We start from the raw sequence: 15,245 nt of genomic DNA, 5'->3' as shown, positions 1-15,245 counted from the left end.
ATATCCAATAATTGGAAATTTATCGTTCGATCTCTTCCATCACAAAGGCCTCGATGACGTCGCCTTCCTTGATGTCGTTGAAGCGCTCGATGCCGATGCCGCACTCGTAGCCGACCGCCACCTCGCGCGCGTCGTCTTTGAACCGCTTTAGGGAGGCGAGTTCGCCCTCGTGCACGACGATGCCGCCTCGCACAAGGCGCGCCTTGGCCAGCCGGACTATTTTGCCCTCCAGCACATAACAGCCCGCCACCGTGCCGACGCCGGTGACCCTAAAGACCTGGCGCACCTCGGCGCGTCCCAGCACGACCTCTTTGAACTTCGGCGCGAGCAGACCCTTCATGGCAGCCTCCATCTCCTCAATCGCCTCGTAGATGACGCGGTAGAGGCGCACGTCCACATGGGCGCGCTCGGCGCTGTCGCGGGCTGACGGCTCCGGCCGGACGTTGAACCCGATGATAATGGCGGAGGCCGTGGCGGCCAACAGGATGTCCGATTCGTTGATTGCGCCCACGGCGCTGTGAATCACCCGGACCCGGACCTCGTCCGTCGAAAGCTTTTCGAGCGATGTGCGCACGGCCTCGGCCGAACCCTGCACGTCGGCTTTCACGATGATGTTCAAATCTTTGATCTGTCCCTCCTGGATCTGCGCGAACAGATCCTCCAGAGAGACTTTCTGCCCCACGGGGCGGGCCGTCTCCTCTTTGTGCTGATGTTTGCGCTGTTCGACGAGTTCGCGGGCCATACGCTCGTCGGCCACGGCATGGAACTGGTCGCCCGCATCCGGCACTTCGCCCATACCGATGATCTCCACCGGCACGGAGGGCCCGGCCGTCTCGATCTTGCGGCCCTTGTCGTCGGTCATGGCGCGCACACGGCCCACCGAAGTACCGGCGATCAGGATGTCGCCCTGCCGAAGCGTGCCGTTTTGCACGAGCATCGTGGCCACGGGGCCGCGCCCCTTGTCGAGCCGCGCCTCGATGACGCTGCCGCGCGCCGGGCGGTTTGGGTTGGCCCTGAGATCGCACATATCTGCGGTGAGGAGCACCATCTCGAGCAGCCGATCGATCCCGGTGCCCGTCTTTGCCGAGACCGGACAGACGATCGTGTCGCCGCCCCACTCCTCGGCCACCAGATTGTGTTCCGTGAGCTGCTGCATGATCTTGTCCGGGGTCGCGTCGGGTCTGTCCATCTTGTTGATCGCCACAATGATCGGCACGCGGGCGGCCCGGGCGTGGTTGATCGCCTCCACCGTCTGCGGCATGATGCCGTCGTCGGCAGCCACCACCAAAATGGCGATGTCCGTGACCTGCGCGCCGCGCATGCGCATGGAGGTGAAGGCGGCGTGGCCCGGCGTGTCGAGGAAGGTGATCTGCCGGCCGTTCAGCGAGACGCGGTAGGCGCCGATATGCTGCGTGATGCCGCCGAACTCGCCGGAGGCCACGCTGGCCTGGCGGACATAGTCGAGCAGGGAAGTCTTTCCATGGTCGACGTGGCCCATCACGACGACGACCGGGTCGCGGGGTACGAGCGCCTCTTTCTCGTCGGCACTGTCGTCGATCAGTCTCTCTTCAATCGTTACAACCACCTCGCGTTCAACCCGTGCGCCCATCTCCATCGCGACGAGAGAAGCGGTTTCGAAGTCGATAGTCTGCGGCAGGGAGGCCATGACGCCCAGTTTCATGAGCTGTTTTACCACTTCGGTCCCCGTTTTCTTCATGCGGGCCGCGAGTTCAGAGACCGAGATCTCATCGGGGATAAGCACCTTGATGGGCTGTTTTTTCAGCGCCTCAAGCTGGAGACGGCGCATGCGCTCTTGTTCCTCCTGACGGCGCTTCTGGCTGAAGGGTATGCCGGACTTCTTGTCGGGCGCGCGCTTGATCTTTTCTTTGCCGCGTTTCATATTCTGCGCGCGCTCCGGTACGAGCTGTTCAATGCGCTCGTCGTACCGACCGAGATCCACCGTAGCGCCGCGCGTGTCAATGATACGCACCCGCGGCTCGTGCTTCCTGGGCTGCTCCGGCGCGGGGGCTGGCGGCGGAGCGGCGGCGGGGGCCGGCGCGGCGGAAGACGCCGACGCAGCCGGCGTGTCGGCGGCGGGCACAGGCGCGGCCTCCGGCTGCGTTGCGGCCGGAGCCGGAGCGGCGGCCGGCGGCTCTTTGTACGTCTTGGAGAAAACGATCTCAATGTTCTCAATCTGGTGAGTCTGCGTGATCTCGTCGAAGATGACATTGAGTTCCTCGTCAGTGAGTACCTGCATATGGTTTTTGGGCGGCGTCAGGTATTTGGTCATGATATCGGACACCTTCTTTGAAGGAAGTCCAAAATCCTTGGCCACCTCGTGCACCCGGTATTTGATCAAATTGCTCATATCTGTGCCCCCTCATGTATGGTTCATCGGATGGATGGAATACGCCGGCCCATGCGGCTTTCAGTGGGAATCGATGGAAGAAGCGGACTCGATGGACTGTTTCAGTGCCGCGGCCAGGCCCTTGTCGGTCAGAGCGCCCAGCGCGCAGACGTCGCGGCCCATGGCGCGTCCCCACTCCTCTTTTGTGTACGGCAATGTGAGACACGGCGGACCGCCCGCTCCTTCGACCAGACGCGCCGCGCGGCGCACCGCATCCGCGCCGGCGTCGCTTGCCAGCAGCAGCAGCACCGCGCGCCTGTGCCGCAGTTCACCTTCAACGGCCCGGGCCCCCAGTGCAAGCCGGCCGGCGCGGCGCGCGAGGCCCAACAGTCCGAGCGGATTAGTCGTCATGATCCGGCGCCGTCATCTGCCGCCTCAACGCCTCAAAGACCTCGTCGGGCACCGGGACTCCAAAGACGCGCTCCAACGCGCGCACCTTCTTGGCACGGGCCAGGCAAGCCATGTCCGGGCAAACGTACGCGCCCCGTCCCGGCTTTTTGCCGTGGAAATCTAGGGATATCTCCCCCGTGGGCGCGCGCACCGCACGGATGAGTTCGCGCTTCGGCTTCATGACACGGCACCCGACACACTGGCGCATGGGTATTTTTCTCACCTTTACCATAACATCCTCCGACAAAAGCGGCTTTTTTATGCCCGCCGGGCGGCGCAGTTATGCTTGCTGGGCGGCTGTCTCCGCTTCCCACTGGCTTTTGGAGCGGATGTCGATCTTGAAACCCGTGAGCTTGGCGGCCAGGCGGGCATTTTGCCCCTCCTTGCCGATCGCAAGTGAGAGCTGGTCGTCCGGGACGACCACGCGGCAGGATTTGCCGTCGTCCAAAATTTCGGCGTGGACTACATCGGCCAGTGCCATAGAGGCGGTTACAAACTCGACCGGGTCGTCGTTGTACTTGATGATATCGATCTTTTCCCCGCGCAGTTCCTCAACGATACCGCCGACGCGCGCGCCGCGCGGGCCGATGCAGGCGCCAATGGGATCGACGTTGGCGTCATTAGAACTGATGGCGATCTTCGTGCGGTGTCCCGCCTCGCGCGCGATGCTCCGGATCTCCACAACGCCGTCGTGAATCTCCGGGATTTCAAGCTCAAAGAGCCGCCGCACGAGGCCCGGGTGGGTGCGCGAGATCAGGATCAGCGGCCCGCGGGAGGACTTGCGGACTTCCACCACGTAGACTTTTACCCGGTCGCCGATGTTCAACATCTCTTCCCGTATTTGTTCGCCCGGCATCAAGATGGCCTCGGTTTTGTCGCCCTTGCTCCCACCAATCTCCATCACGACACCGCCGTTGCGGACGTCGAATCGGCTGACCTGGGCGCTCAAAATCTCATGTTCCTTGGAGTTGAACTCCTGGTATACGAGTCCGTGTTCCGCCTCGCGAATGCCCTGGATGATGACTTGCTTCGCGGTCTGCGCCGCGATCCGGCCAAAATTCCGCGTCTCGACGGGAATCGGTACGACGTCGCCCACGTCGGAGGTGGGCGATATCTCCCGCGCCTGCTCCCGGGAGAGCTCCAGCGCCGGGTTGGTCACCTCTTCGACGACGGTTTTTTGCAGATACATGTGCACCTCTTTGCGCGTATCGTCGAGTTCCACCACGATGTTTTCGGAGATGCCGGCGTTGTCGCGTTTGTAGGCGGTGACCAGGGCCTGGGAAATTTTTTCGTGCATGAAGGTACGCGGGATTCCTTTTTCGCGCTCGATCTGCGCGATGGCGTCAAAAAACTCGGCGTTCATATGGCAGCAATCTCCCCCGACTTATTTAAAATGTCGTTTATTTCCGCTCCGGGGCTCACAGGGCGTCGCCCCACTCGACATAGAGGCGGACCAGAGCGACGTCTTTTTTGTTGAAGACCAGCGCGCCGTCGTCCAGCGTGACGGTCTGTCCGTCGTGGTGAGAGAGCGTGCCGACAAACTCGCGCGCGCCGTCGCGCGGCGCGTATAGGCGTACCGACACGGCGTGGCCGATGAACCGGGCAAAGTCGGAATCGCGCCGCAGGGGCCGCTCCGGACCGGTGGAGGAGACCTCCAACGTATAGGACCCGGGGATGGGATCGGCCTCGTCGAGCAGAGGCTCTAACGCCCGGCTGACCGCTTCACAGTGCTGGGTGCCCACGCCGCCCGCGCGATCGATGTATACCCTGAGCACGGCGCGGCCCCCCTCCCGGACAAATTCGACGTCCCAGAGCTCGCACCCCGCCGCCGCCGCCGCCGGCTCCGCCAGCGCCGTCACAAGACGCTCCACTTTGCTCATATCAAAAAATCGCCTCAAATCGTTGATAATCCGTAAGGTTGCTCGCCTAAACTGGAAAAAATTAGTGTACTCCGGTATCCCAAGAAGAAAGAGTGGGGAATCCCCACTCTTACAGACGGCTCACTATCCAACGGAACTCATTATACCACAATTTTTTATATTTGCAAGGGGTTCTTGTCATTTTCTTTTGGAGCGGCCTCAAAAACTGTGAGAAATTTTCCGCTCTGGCGGCGCCGTAGGTACAGGAGGAGGGCATGGGGAGAAAAATTTTTTCACAAAAAGGAAAATTTTTCTTTTTGATGTAAATATTTACCTTATATGTTACGATACTATGAATAGTGAGAGCAGTGATGTATCTGCTTTGGCCGGCAGTTTTGGCGAGGCTTCGCCGTAGCGGGTGCGGGCGCCTGCATTTTTCGACTTTTTTCATACCACATCTTGTAGGCAGACACTACATATTGTGGTAGTGGATCGGATATGCTCGTCTCCAAGGGGGAGGCTGGGACATGGACCGCGGTGTGGTCTGCATCCAGCTACCCCCTTGGAGTCTTGAAACGCCTCTGTTGAAGAAAACTCCGTTTTGTTTCGATATAATATAAAACGGCTCAGGTATGGTTCAGGTGTCACCAAGTGTTAAAATGGGTGTCACCAACGATTGAGATATCCGAGGGAGGTTTTCCGAGTGAGTGAGCAGATGGTTCAGACGCTGACGACGGAAGAAGCGGAGGAGCAGGCGTCTCTGGAAGTGGGCGATCTGCCCTGGATCTTGTTCACGCTGGACGGCGTCGCGTATGGAATCAACAGCCAGAACGTACTTTCGATCGAGATTTTTGACCACGCCACGCCGATTGTGGGAGACCCTCCCTACATGCGGGGCGTGACGCGGTTTCGGGACGGAATGATCTCCCTCGCGGACCTGCGCATTCTGTTCGGCCTGCCGGACCGCACGGAGGCAGGGGCGTCGGAGGTCCGCGACATGGTGATCGTCGTCCAGTGGGAGGATCACCGGATGGGCCTGGTGGTCGATGAGATCCTCTCTGTCGAATTCATCGGCTCGTTCGTAGAGAGTCACACCGGTGCGTCGCGGTCCCAATACGTGGACCAGATTGCCCGGCGAGAGAAGGACAACACCACCGTGATGCTCCTTGATGAAACCCTTCTGGCAAACATATAAGGGTCTGTCGGGAAATAAAGTGTGCAGTTGGCGCAGCAATTTTGTGTCCCGGCAAGGCGCCGGGTTCCGCGAATACTTGTAGTATTCAAGGGTTCCGGCAACGCGGCCGGGGCGAAAAAGGGCAAGTCAAATGTACAGGTTATTTTTCGACAGACCCTTAGATCATAATAGTGTAACCTATCTCAAAGGCTCTACCACAGCCAATTCACACGGTATTTGGGCACATTTTCATCGGCGGACAGCAATGTCATACCACATTTAGCACATTGATAGCAGTTGCCATAGTGCCACCTCCTATGCACATCATCGTATCACAAATGAGCTACATTATCATAGCAACGCCGAAACAATGGGCGGCTCTTATCACTTTGCAGTGTGATGAGAGCCGCCCATTTGCTGTCCGGATATCAAACGGCCAAAATTCTTTCGACGGCGGTTTGGGTGCGGACACGGTCGCCAAAGCTGGAGAGACGGAAGAAGCCCTCGCCGTTTTGACCGAAGCCGGCGCCGGGGGTTCCCACCACATGGGCCTTTGTCAGTAAAAAGTCGAAATACTCCCACGAACTCCGCCCGCCGGGGCATTTGAGCCACAGATACGGCGAGTGACGCCCGCCGGTGTAGAAGATGCCCAAGCGGTCCAGCAGACCGGCGAGGATCTGCGCGTTGCCAAGGTAATAATCCGTGATCTTCCGCACCTGCCGCTGTCCCTCGGGTGTGAATACCGCCCGCGCACCGCGCTGGATGATGTAGGGCACGCCGTTGAACTTCGTCGTCTGACGGCGCAGCCACATCTTATTAAGCCGCATGCCGTCGTATGCGAGCGCGTGGGGCACCACCGTGTACCCGCAGCGCGTCCCCGTGAAGCCGGCCGTTTTGGAGAGAGAACAGAACTCAATGGCGCAGGTGTGTGCGCCCTCGATCTCGTAGATGCTGCGAGGCAGGCTGTCGTCCCGGACGAAACACTCGTAGGCCGCATCGAAGAGAATCAGCGCTTTCTGTTCGCGCGCGTAGTCTACCCATCTGCGCAGGTCTTCCCGGCCATAGACGGCTCCCGTTGGGTTGTTCGGAGAGCAGAGATAGATGATGTCCGCCCGCACATTCGGGTCCGGACCCGGCAAAAAACAGTTTTCCTCAACCCCGCCGGCGAAGACCACCGGCCGCCCCAGCATCAGATTGGTGTCCACATAGACAGGGTAGACCGGGTCGGGCACCAGCACGGTATTGTCGCGGTCAAAGATGTCCAAAATGTTGCCCATGTCGCTCTTCGCACCGTCGCTGATGAAGATCTCCGACGCGTCGAGCGATACGCCGCGCGCGCCGTATACGTCCCGTATCGCCTCGCGCAAAAAGGCGTACCCCTGCTCCGGACCATAGCCGTGAAAACCGGCGACCGTCCCCATCTCCTCGGAGGCGGCCTTCAGCGCATCCACCACGGCGGGGCAGAGAGGCTGCGTCACATCGCCAATCCCCAAGCGAATGACGTCGGCCTCCGGGTGTGCCTCCAAAAAGGCACTCGTCCGCCGCCCAATCTCCACAAATAAATAGTTGTCCTGCAATTTCTGGTAATTCTGATTGACTCTCACCGGTCACTCACACCCTTCACAGAGAAAATAGAGGGATAACCATCCATTATCATTGCCGCCGTCATTCTTCGTAGGTGCGTATCAAATGGATCGCGATCTCACGCTTCGGGAGACGCAGATCCATGGCCTGCTTTTCGATGTAGCGATGCGCCTGCGGTTCCGTCATCTTGAGATAGGAGATGAGCAAACATTTTGCCCGATCCACCAGCCGAATGTCTTCAATCTTCTGCCTGAGCAGATCGTTTTGATTTTGCAGACCACGCAAACGGTGGTGCGCGGCCTGCATCAATTTAAAAGCCGACCAGAGCGTCTGTTTGTTCAGAGGCTTTGCCAACACAAAAATTCCATAATCTTCCAATTTAGCGGACACCGTATCCGCCACGTCGCTCTTCACGAGGCACATCACTTGCGAAACACCTTGTTCCACGACGGAGATAGCGAGATCGGACCCGAATTCGTCCGGCAGGGGGGTATTGATCACACACAGGTCGAAACAACGGTCCAGCAGCAGGCGTTTGGTTTCCGCCGCGTGGCCTGTGTAAACGACGTCCTGGTACGCATGGACGGACAAAAACTCACGAAGTACCTCCCGGCCCTTTTCCGAGCCGGAGACAATCAGGATACTCTCCAAAACGGACCACCACCTCTCCCAAGCCTCAGAGCCATGCCGTACAACGCCGGGAAAAGATCCGGCCAAGCGCCAAGCGGCGCATTGTGCGACATTGCCTTAGACCGGCACCCAGGCCGGCCGGGCCGGCGGGTGCCCGGAGACGCCGTTCTTACCGCGTCTCCTCACGCTTGAACCGAACGTACTTCTCGGTATACACATCGCCCAGAATCGAACGGACAAAGGCGCTGTCCGCCATGCAGTCCAGCGCGTCGCCCAGGGACTGGGGAAGCCGCTGCGCCTCCGTGTCGTCGCCCTGCTCATACATGTTCACGTCAATCGACGGCGGCAGCGGCAGGGACTGTCGAACCCCGTCCAGCCCCGCGTGCAGCAGCAGCGTGAGCAGGAGATGCGGATTGGCCGCCGGGTCAGGCGAACGCAGTTCCATACGCGAGTGGTCTCCCGAGGCGGCGGGGATGCGGACAAGCTGCGACCGGTTCTGGTGTGCCCAGGAGATGTAGGGCGGCGCCTCGTTTTGTGCAAAACGAGTGTAAGACGACAGGAGCGGATTTGCCACTGCCGTGATCTCGGCGATGTGGACGAGGATCCCGGCGATGAAACTCTCCGCGATGGGGGAGTGCTCCGCCCCGTCCGTCTTGAAGATGTTGCGGCCGTTTTGCGCGAGTGAAAAGTTCAAATGGAGCCCGTTGCCGTTTTGCTCCTCGATGGGCTTTGGCATAAACGACGCCCACAGCCCGTTGGCTGCGGCGATGGAGTCCACTGCCGACTTGAGAATGACAAGATCGTCGGCCGCCTTGCGGATGTCGCAGTGGTGAATGTCGACGCCGTATTGGCCCGGGCCGCGCTCGTGGTGGGAGTTCTCCGCCGTGACGCCCATCTGGTCCAGATAGAGGCAGATGTCGCGACGGACATTTTCGCCCCGGTCAAGCGGCGCCACATCGAGATACCCGGCGTTGTCAAAGGGGGTGTCCGTGGGTGCGCCGTCCTCCCCGATGTGGAAGAGATAGAAGTCACACTCGCTGCCGACCCGGCAGAAGAGACCCATCTCCTCCGCACTGCCGGAGGCCTTGGCCAGCAGCCGGCGCGTGTCGCCCTCAAAGGAGGCGCCGTCCGGGTAGCGGATGTCGCAAAAAAAGCGCACGACGCGCCCCTGCTGCGGCCGCCAGGGCAGGACGTGGAGCGTGGCAGGGTCGGGGAAGAGACAGAGATCCGACTTTTCGACCGTCAAAAACCCGGCGATGGAAGAAGCGTCAAAGGCCACGCCCTCTTCAAACGCGGCCTCAAGGTGGCGTGACACAATGGAGATGTTCTTTTGCACGCCCCAAATGTCACAAAACGCCAATTTTACAAATTTTACATCATTTTCCTGCACGAACTGCAGGACTTCTTTTGTGGTGTACGTCACAGGAGGCACTCCTTTCCGCTTTGGTCCACCGCCGCGCCCGCGCCACCGTATTTAGTACCTTGTTGCCGCGAAGCGGCAACAAAAAACAAGAATTTGGGTTGCGGGTTGCAGGTGCAACCCACGTTAGTTGTACACGTACAACTGCTGGTAGGGGTTGCGGCTGTCGGGAGTCAGAATAAAAAAAGTACTTTTCGACATCATATCACATCTTATGTCAAAAGTCGAACAAAATTCGTCCATCAGTGGGACAATTTCCTCCAAATCCTCCCCCGACGCCTGTCGGGCCATGACCTGTCGGGGCAAACCTGCGGGCGGCGCGTCGCAGCGCAAAACGATCCGTCCGCCGTGCATCCCCGTGCCGCAGAACTCCCCGACGATGGGGCGGCCGTCGGTATGCAGGCCCAGCACAAGGATAAGCCCACCCGCCTGATATTCGCCGAGAAAGCTTCCGGCCCGGCCACCGATCACCAGTACAGGCCGCTTGTCGGCGTACTGTTTCATGTGAATCCCGGCACGGTACCCCGCGTTGTTCCGAATCAAAATCCGGCCGCCGCGCATCGCGTACCCGGTGGCGTCTCCGCTGGAACCGTGGACGATGATCGTCCCGCCATCCATCGTATCTCCCGTCGCGTCCTGCGCGTTGCCGTGCACCGTGATGCGGCCGCCGCCGAAATAGGCGCCGAGCGCGTTCCCCGGGGTACCGTAGAGGTCGATGTTCACACCGTGCATTCCGCTGCCGATGTAGCGCTGTCCTTGGCAGTTTTCCACGAGGACATCCTCACCGGCCTCTCGGATCTCCCGGCACAGGTCCTCAAAGTGCATACCGTCGGCCCGAATGATCATGCCGGTTTCACCCCCAGTTTCTTCTGCCTGTCACGCCGCGAGAAGGCGATGAGGCCCGGTTTGTCTTTAATGAGTTCAAAATCGATCGTATCGATCGGCACCCGATCGCGGATCAACGCAGTGTAGATGCCCGCACGCAGCACATCTCCAATCAAGATAAAACCTTGCAGCAGGTTGTCACGGCAGACGAGTTTGCGGTAATGCTCCCCTTCGCACTTGATGTAAGCGTCGCCCGCATAGCTGCCGGCACTGACGATGTGCAGACCCCAAAACCCAACGGCGTTCATCGGCATTGCGGTACAAAAGGGCTTGCCGCCGCCGGCCATGTGGAGCCCGGCGGTCTCGCCCTGCAAATAAGCATTTGGGAGCAGTGCCAGCGGCTTTCGTTCGCCGCTCGTGATGTCGAAGCTCTCGGTACAGTCGCCCGCGGCGTAGACGCCGGGGAGATTTGTACGCATGTACTCATCGGTGATAAGCCCCCGGCCGACCGCCGCGCCCGCTTCCCGGGCCAGCGATACGCTGGGCCGCACGCCCACGGCCAGCACCAGAACGTCAAAGGGGACCGTCGAGCCGTCGGTCAGGTGTGCCGCGCCGTTTTCAAACCGCGCAGCCGAAATGGAGAGCAGGAACCGGACGCCCTGCCGCTCGATGTGCGCCTGGACGAGCGCCGCCGCTCCCTCGTCGAGGACGCTGGGCAAAATCTGCGGCGCGAGATCGACGACCGTGAGAGAACCCGCCTGCCCGGAGAGACCCTCGGCACACTTGAGACCGATGAGGCCCGCGCCGACGATCAGCACGCGGCTGTCCGCCGTCACGGCGGCCGCCAACGCGTCGGCGTCGTCCAGAGAGAGAAAGGTGAATTTCTTCGACACCAGGTCCAGTCCCTCCATTGGGGGGACAAAGGGGACGGAACCAGTCGCGACGAGCAGCTTGTCATAGGGGAGCGTTTGCCCGTCGTCCAGTGCGATCGTCTTTTGGGCAGGATCCAGCGAGAGCGCCGTGCGTCCCAGCAGGGGGGCGACGCCGTACGTCTCGTAAAAATCGGCGTCGCGGTAACGCATCCGCTGCCGGTCCGTCTTGCCGCTCAGCAGGTAGGAGATGAGCGGGCGGGAATAGGTGTGGTGCGCTTCCCGCGAGACGATGGTGACCGCACCCGTTTTGTCCAGTTGCCGGATCCCCTCCACACAGCCTATAGCGGCTGCGGAGTTGCCGATGATCAAGTACTGCTTTGTCTTCATAGTCTGTATCCCCCTCTACTGCGCGGCGGCGGCGGGCGCGGCGGAATCCTCGTAGATGATCGCCCTGTTGGGGCAGTATTTTACGCAGGCGGGTTCGCCGATGGCGTTTTTCAGGCAGAGCTCGCATTTTTGCATCATCCCGTCGTCGGAGGGCATGATCGTCCCGTAAGGGCAGGCAAGGACGCAGGTGTGACACGCCACACAGCGGTTTTTGTCGATGGTGATGAGCCCGCCCTCACTGCTGAGCGCGCCTGTAATACAGCTCTTGACGCACAGGGGTTCCTCGCAGTGGCGGCAGGAGACGGCAAAACTGATACCGCTGCGTTCCTCCACCTGGATCCGGGGGTTGATCCGCCGATTCATCAGCGCCTTGGCCATGTCGTCCGAGCCGGAGTTTGCAAAGGCGCAGTAATACTCGCACAGATGGCAGCCAAGACACCATTTTTCGCTGACGTAGATCCGTTTCATATATACAATGCCTCTTCCCTTTACACATCTGATCGTATACCTGCCGCGGCGGCGTCACGGCGCGTGACGCGCGGGCACAAAGCGATGAGAAACGCCAATGGGCACTCATTCGCCCGCGTGCTGGATACCCAAAATTGACAGTTCTTTTTCGTTTAGCCCCACGCCCCGCAGCATCAGGCGGTTGCCCCGCAGGGTCTCAATCGAGTTGATGCCCATGCCGCCCATCATCTCCATGATCTCGTGCCGCCAGGCGGTGACGAGGTTCACAAGGCGCTTGAAGCCGACGTCTGGGTTCAGCCGCTTCACCAGCACGGGCCGCTGGGTGGCGATGCCCCAGTTGCATTTGCCGAGCTGACAGGTGCGGCACAGGTGGCAGCCGAGGGCCAGCAGGGCGGAGGTTGCCACGTACACGGCGTCCGCGCCGAGGGCCACGGCCTTGACGATGTCCGCGCTGTTGCGGATGCTGCCGCCGACGACAATGGACACGTCGTTGCGGATCCCCTCGTCGCGCAGCCGTTGGTCCACACTGGCGAGCGCCAGCTCAATAGGGATGCCCACATTGTCGCGGATGCGCGTCGGCGCCGCGCCGGTGCCGCCGCGAAATCCGTCGATGGCGATGATGTCCGCACCGCTGCGCGCGATACCGCTCGCGATGGCCGGGACATTGTGGACAGCGGCAATCTTTACGATGACCGGCTTTTTGTAATCCGTCGCCTCTTTCAGGGAGTAGACGAGCTGGCGCAGATCCTCGATGGAGTAGATGTCGTGGTGGGGGGCGGGGGAAATGGCGTCGGAGCCCTCCGGGATCATGCGGGTCTTCGCGATGTCGCCCACGATCTTTTCTCCGGGCAGGTGCCCGCCAATGCCGGGTTTCGCGCCCTGGCCCATTTTGATCTCCACCGCCGCGCCGGCATTTAAATAGTCCTTGTGGACGCCGAAACGGCCCGAGGCCACTTGGATGACGGTGTTGGCGCCGTACTGATAGAAGTCGCTGTGCAGTCCACCCTCACCGGTGTTGTAGAAAATCCCGAGTTCGCGCGCCGCGCGGGCGAGGCTCTCATGCGCGTTGTAGCTGATGGAGCCGTACGACATGGCGGAAAACATGACCGGGACGGACAGCATGAGCTGGGGGGCGGTGTTATCGATGAGCCGACCGTCCGGGCCGCGCTCCACACGCACAGTCTTTCGACCAAGGAATGTCCGCGTCTCCATCGGTTCGCGCAGCGGATCGATGGAGGGATTTGTGACCTGCGAGGCGTTGATAAGCATCTTGTCGAAATACACCGGGTAGCCCTTCGGCGTACCCATGGAGGAGAGCAGCACGCCGCCGCTCTCGGCCTGCCGGTAGATCTCGCCGATAACCTCTCCGGTCCAGTTGGCGTTTGCCCGGAACGTATGGTCCGTCTTGACAATCTTGAGCGCCTTGGTGGGGCAGAGGCTGACACAACGGTGGCAGGCCACGCAGTGTTCCTCGTAGGACCGCATGGTGTCAAGTTCCTCGTCGTACACGTGGACCTCGTTGGCGCACTGTCGCTCACAGACGCGGCAGGTGATGCAGCGCTGCGGGTTGCGCACGACTTCGTATTCCGGGTAGAGCATTTGCATCACACGTCACCTCCGTCCAACGTCACAATCACAGGCTCTCCCGCGCCGGGAGCCCAGATGCGGTCCACGCTCGGCGCCAGCACGCGGATGGCGCACTCTTCGCTCGCGGCGTAAACCATCGAACCTTTCTCGGCCACTACCATCGAACGCAGTTTCAGCCGATCGCCCAACACCATCATCCCCCGCTCAAACCCGAGCAGAATAGAAAACGGGCCGGTGACGAGCAGGCTTCCGAAGGACTTGCGCAGGTAACTGACCCATACCCGCTCCTCCTCGGGAAGTTCGGCGATGGAAGACCAAAACGGGGCGGCGATGACGCGAGCCACCTCGCGGAGCGTCAGGCCGACTTTGCGGTGGAGGTAGTCAATAATATAGGTGATGACTTCGGTGTCGGTCAGCAAGGTGCATTTGTATCCAAACATCTCGATGTAACGCCGGTTCGCGTCGTACGAGGAGATCTCTCCGTTGTGCACCACCGAGTAGTCGAGCATCGCGAAGGGATGGGCGCCGCCCCACCAGCCGGGGGTATTGGTCGGGTAGCGGCCGTGCGCAGTCCAGCAGTGACCCTCGTACTCCTCCAGCCGGTAAAACGTACCCACATCTTCGGGGAAGCCCACCGCTTTGAACACCCCCATATTCTTCCCGCTGGAGAACACGTGGGCACCCTCGATCTGGGTGTTGACGCGAAACAGCGACCGGGCGACGAACTCCCGCTCGTCGAGCTGGCTTGCCTGCAAGCGGGTGGGCAGGGGGGTGACGAAGTAACGCCAGATGAAAGGTTCGTCGGTGATGGCGGGAATTTTGCGCGTGGGGATCTTAGATAGGTTGATGATGTCGAAGTGCCTGTCTAAAAATGATTCGCACTCCGCCTTGGCCGACGAGTTGTTATAAAAGATGTGCAGCGCGTAATAGTCTTTGTACTCCGGGTAGATGCCGTAACCGGCAAACCCGCCGCCAAGCCCATTGGAGCGGTCGTGCATGGTTGTGATAGATCGGATGATGCCAGACCCGTCCATCCGTGTACCTGTCCGGGAAAAGATCCCGGCGATCGCGCAGCCCGATGGGATGCGCACCTGCCCTTCCTTTTGCATGTTCAGCCCAGTCCTTTCCGGCACTCTTCCCCGAAGGCGTCCTCATATAAAAGAAAAGCATTCACCAGTGCCGCACGCAGATTCGCGCACGGCACTGATGAACGCCGTTGTTCATTGTGAATACTATAAAGGATCTTTTTGCAAAAGTCAACAAGGATTTTTCTGGGAAGCAAAACCGCCGCGATGTTTGACAGAACGGAAGCGACAAAAATGGTAAAATATAGAAATACAAAAAATAAGAAATAGGTTCCAAAATATAAGAACTTGAAAAATAAACCAAATTATGGAAAATATCAGGGCTCTTCGCAGAGGACGCCATCGATTTAGCGAGGCCGTCGAGGCATGCGGAGGCGAGACGAAACAGGAATAAATTGGAAAACAAGAGAGGACTAACTGGGATGAAATTAGAAAGCGCACATGGAAAATCCAGAGAATCCAGGCAAAAACAGCCCATAGGGGTAGTAGAAAAGTAAGATCAAATATCCTATAATTGGATATGTTACCAAACAAATACATCCGCAGCGCTTGTGCAA

14 protein-coding genes are annotated in these 15,245 nt (G+C 59.8%); 1 reads left to right on the top strand and 13 read right to left on the bottom strand.

From position 1 onward, the window contains the following. Positions 1-19: 19 nt before the first annotated feature. The 5 genes from infB to LBK75_04075 are packed head-to-tail and all read right to left on the bottom strand — an operon-like array spanning position 20 to position 4,677. Positions 20-2,368, bottom strand: coding sequence for a translation initiation factor IF-2 (gene infB, locus LBK75_04095; protein ID MDR1157471.1), 2,349 nt, complete (start codon positions 2,366-2,368; stop codon positions 20-22). A 60-nt stretch (positions 2,369-2,428) separates the two neighbouring features. Further along, positions 2,429-2,758: a 50S ribosomal protein L7ae gene (locus LBK75_04090; GenBank protein MDR1157470.1), complete on the bottom strand. Its 330-nt coding sequence runs from the start codon at positions 2,756-2,758 to the stop codon at positions 2,429-2,431. After that, positions 2,748-3,029, bottom strand: coding sequence for a YlxR family protein (locus LBK75_04085; protein MDR1157469.1), 282 nt, complete (start codon positions 3,027-3,029; stop codon positions 2,748-2,750). The genes LBK75_04090 and LBK75_04085 overlap by 11 nt, the downstream gene beginning before the upstream one ends. Before the next feature lie 48 nt (positions 3,030-3,077). Continuing rightward, a complete protein-coding gene (gene nusA, locus LBK75_04080; GenBank protein ID MDR1157468.1) occupies positions 3,078-4,160 on the bottom strand; it encodes a transcription termination factor NusA in 1,083 nt (360 codons plus the stop codon). Positions 4,161-4,215: 55 nt separating this feature from the next. After that, positions 4,216-4,677, bottom strand: a complete 462-nt coding sequence (locus LBK75_04075; protein MDR1157467.1) for a ribosome maturation factor RimP — start codon at positions 4,675-4,677, stop codon at positions 4,216-4,218. Positions 4,678-5,359: 682 nt separating this feature from the next. Between LBK75_04075 and LBK75_04070 the strand changes: the two genes are divergently transcribed. After that, complete coding sequence (locus LBK75_04070; GenBank protein MDR1157466.1) at positions 5,360-5,851, top strand: chemotaxis protein CheW; 492 nt, start codon at positions 5,360-5,362, stop codon at positions 5,849-5,851. A gap of 407 nt (positions 5,852-6,258) precedes the next feature. On the opposite strand, the gene LBK75_04065 is transcribed toward LBK75_04070, so the two are convergent. The 8 genes from LBK75_04065 to LBK75_04030 all read right to left on the bottom strand — a co-directional run bounded on the left by LBK75_04065 (position 6,259) and on the right by LBK75_04030 (position 14,712). Next, the gene (locus LBK75_04065; GenBank protein MDR1157465.1) at positions 6,259-7,434 is read right to left on the bottom strand and encodes an LL-diaminopimelate aminotransferase; all 1,176 of its coding nucleotides are present in this window, start codon (positions 7,432-7,434) and stop codon (positions 6,259-6,261) included. A gap of 61 nt (positions 7,435-7,495) precedes the next feature. Further along, on the bottom strand, positions 7,496-8,065 hold the full coding sequence (locus LBK75_04060; GenBank protein MDR1157464.1) for an ANTAR domain-containing protein: 570 nt from the start codon (positions 8,063-8,065) through the stop codon (positions 7,496-7,498). Between the two features lie 148 nt (positions 8,066-8,213). Then, positions 8,214-9,467 carry a glutamine synthetase family protein gene (locus LBK75_04055; GenBank protein MDR1157463.1) on the bottom strand — a complete coding sequence of 418 codons (1,254 nt, stop codon included), beginning with the start codon at positions 9,465-9,467 and terminating at the stop codon, positions 8,214-8,216. Positions 9,468-9,590: 123 nt separating this feature from the next. Next, positions 9,591-10,310, bottom strand: coding sequence for a glutamate synthase (locus tag LBK75_04050; GenBank protein ID MDR1157462.1), 720 nt, complete (start codon positions 10,308-10,310; stop codon positions 9,591-9,593). Further along, positions 10,307-11,548, bottom strand: a complete 1,242-nt coding sequence (locus LBK75_04045; GenBank protein ID MDR1157461.1) for an FAD-dependent oxidoreductase — start codon at positions 11,546-11,548, stop codon at positions 10,307-10,309. Before LBK75_04045 ends, LBK75_04050 begins: the two co-directional genes overlap by 4 nt. A gap of 15 nt (positions 11,549-11,563) precedes the next feature. Continuing rightward, positions 11,564-12,016 (bottom strand): 4Fe-4S binding protein, encoded by a 453-nt coding sequence (locus tag LBK75_04040; GenBank protein ID MDR1157460.1) that lies wholly within the window; start codon positions 12,014-12,016, stop codon positions 11,564-11,566. A 105-nt stretch (positions 12,017-12,121) separates the two neighbouring features. Further along, positions 12,122-13,621: an alpha-hydroxy-acid oxidizing protein gene (locus LBK75_04035; GenBank protein MDR1157459.1), complete on the bottom strand. Its 1,500-nt coding sequence runs from the start codon at positions 13,619-13,621 to the stop codon at positions 12,122-12,124. Continuing rightward, positions 13,621-14,712 carry a hypothetical protein gene (locus LBK75_04030; GenBank protein MDR1157458.1) on the bottom strand — a complete coding sequence of 364 codons (1,092 nt, stop codon included), beginning with the start codon at positions 14,710-14,712 and terminating at the stop codon, positions 13,621-13,623. Before LBK75_04030 ends, LBK75_04035 begins: the two co-directional genes overlap by 1 nt. Positions 14,713-15,245 lie beyond the last annotated feature (533 nt).

The organism is Oscillospiraceae bacterium, from assembly GCA_031265355.1.
Taxonomy (GTDB): Bacteria; Bacillota; Clostridia; order Oscillospirales; family UBA929; genus JAIRTA01.
This window is presented reverse-complemented; position numbering and strand designations above follow the sequence as displayed.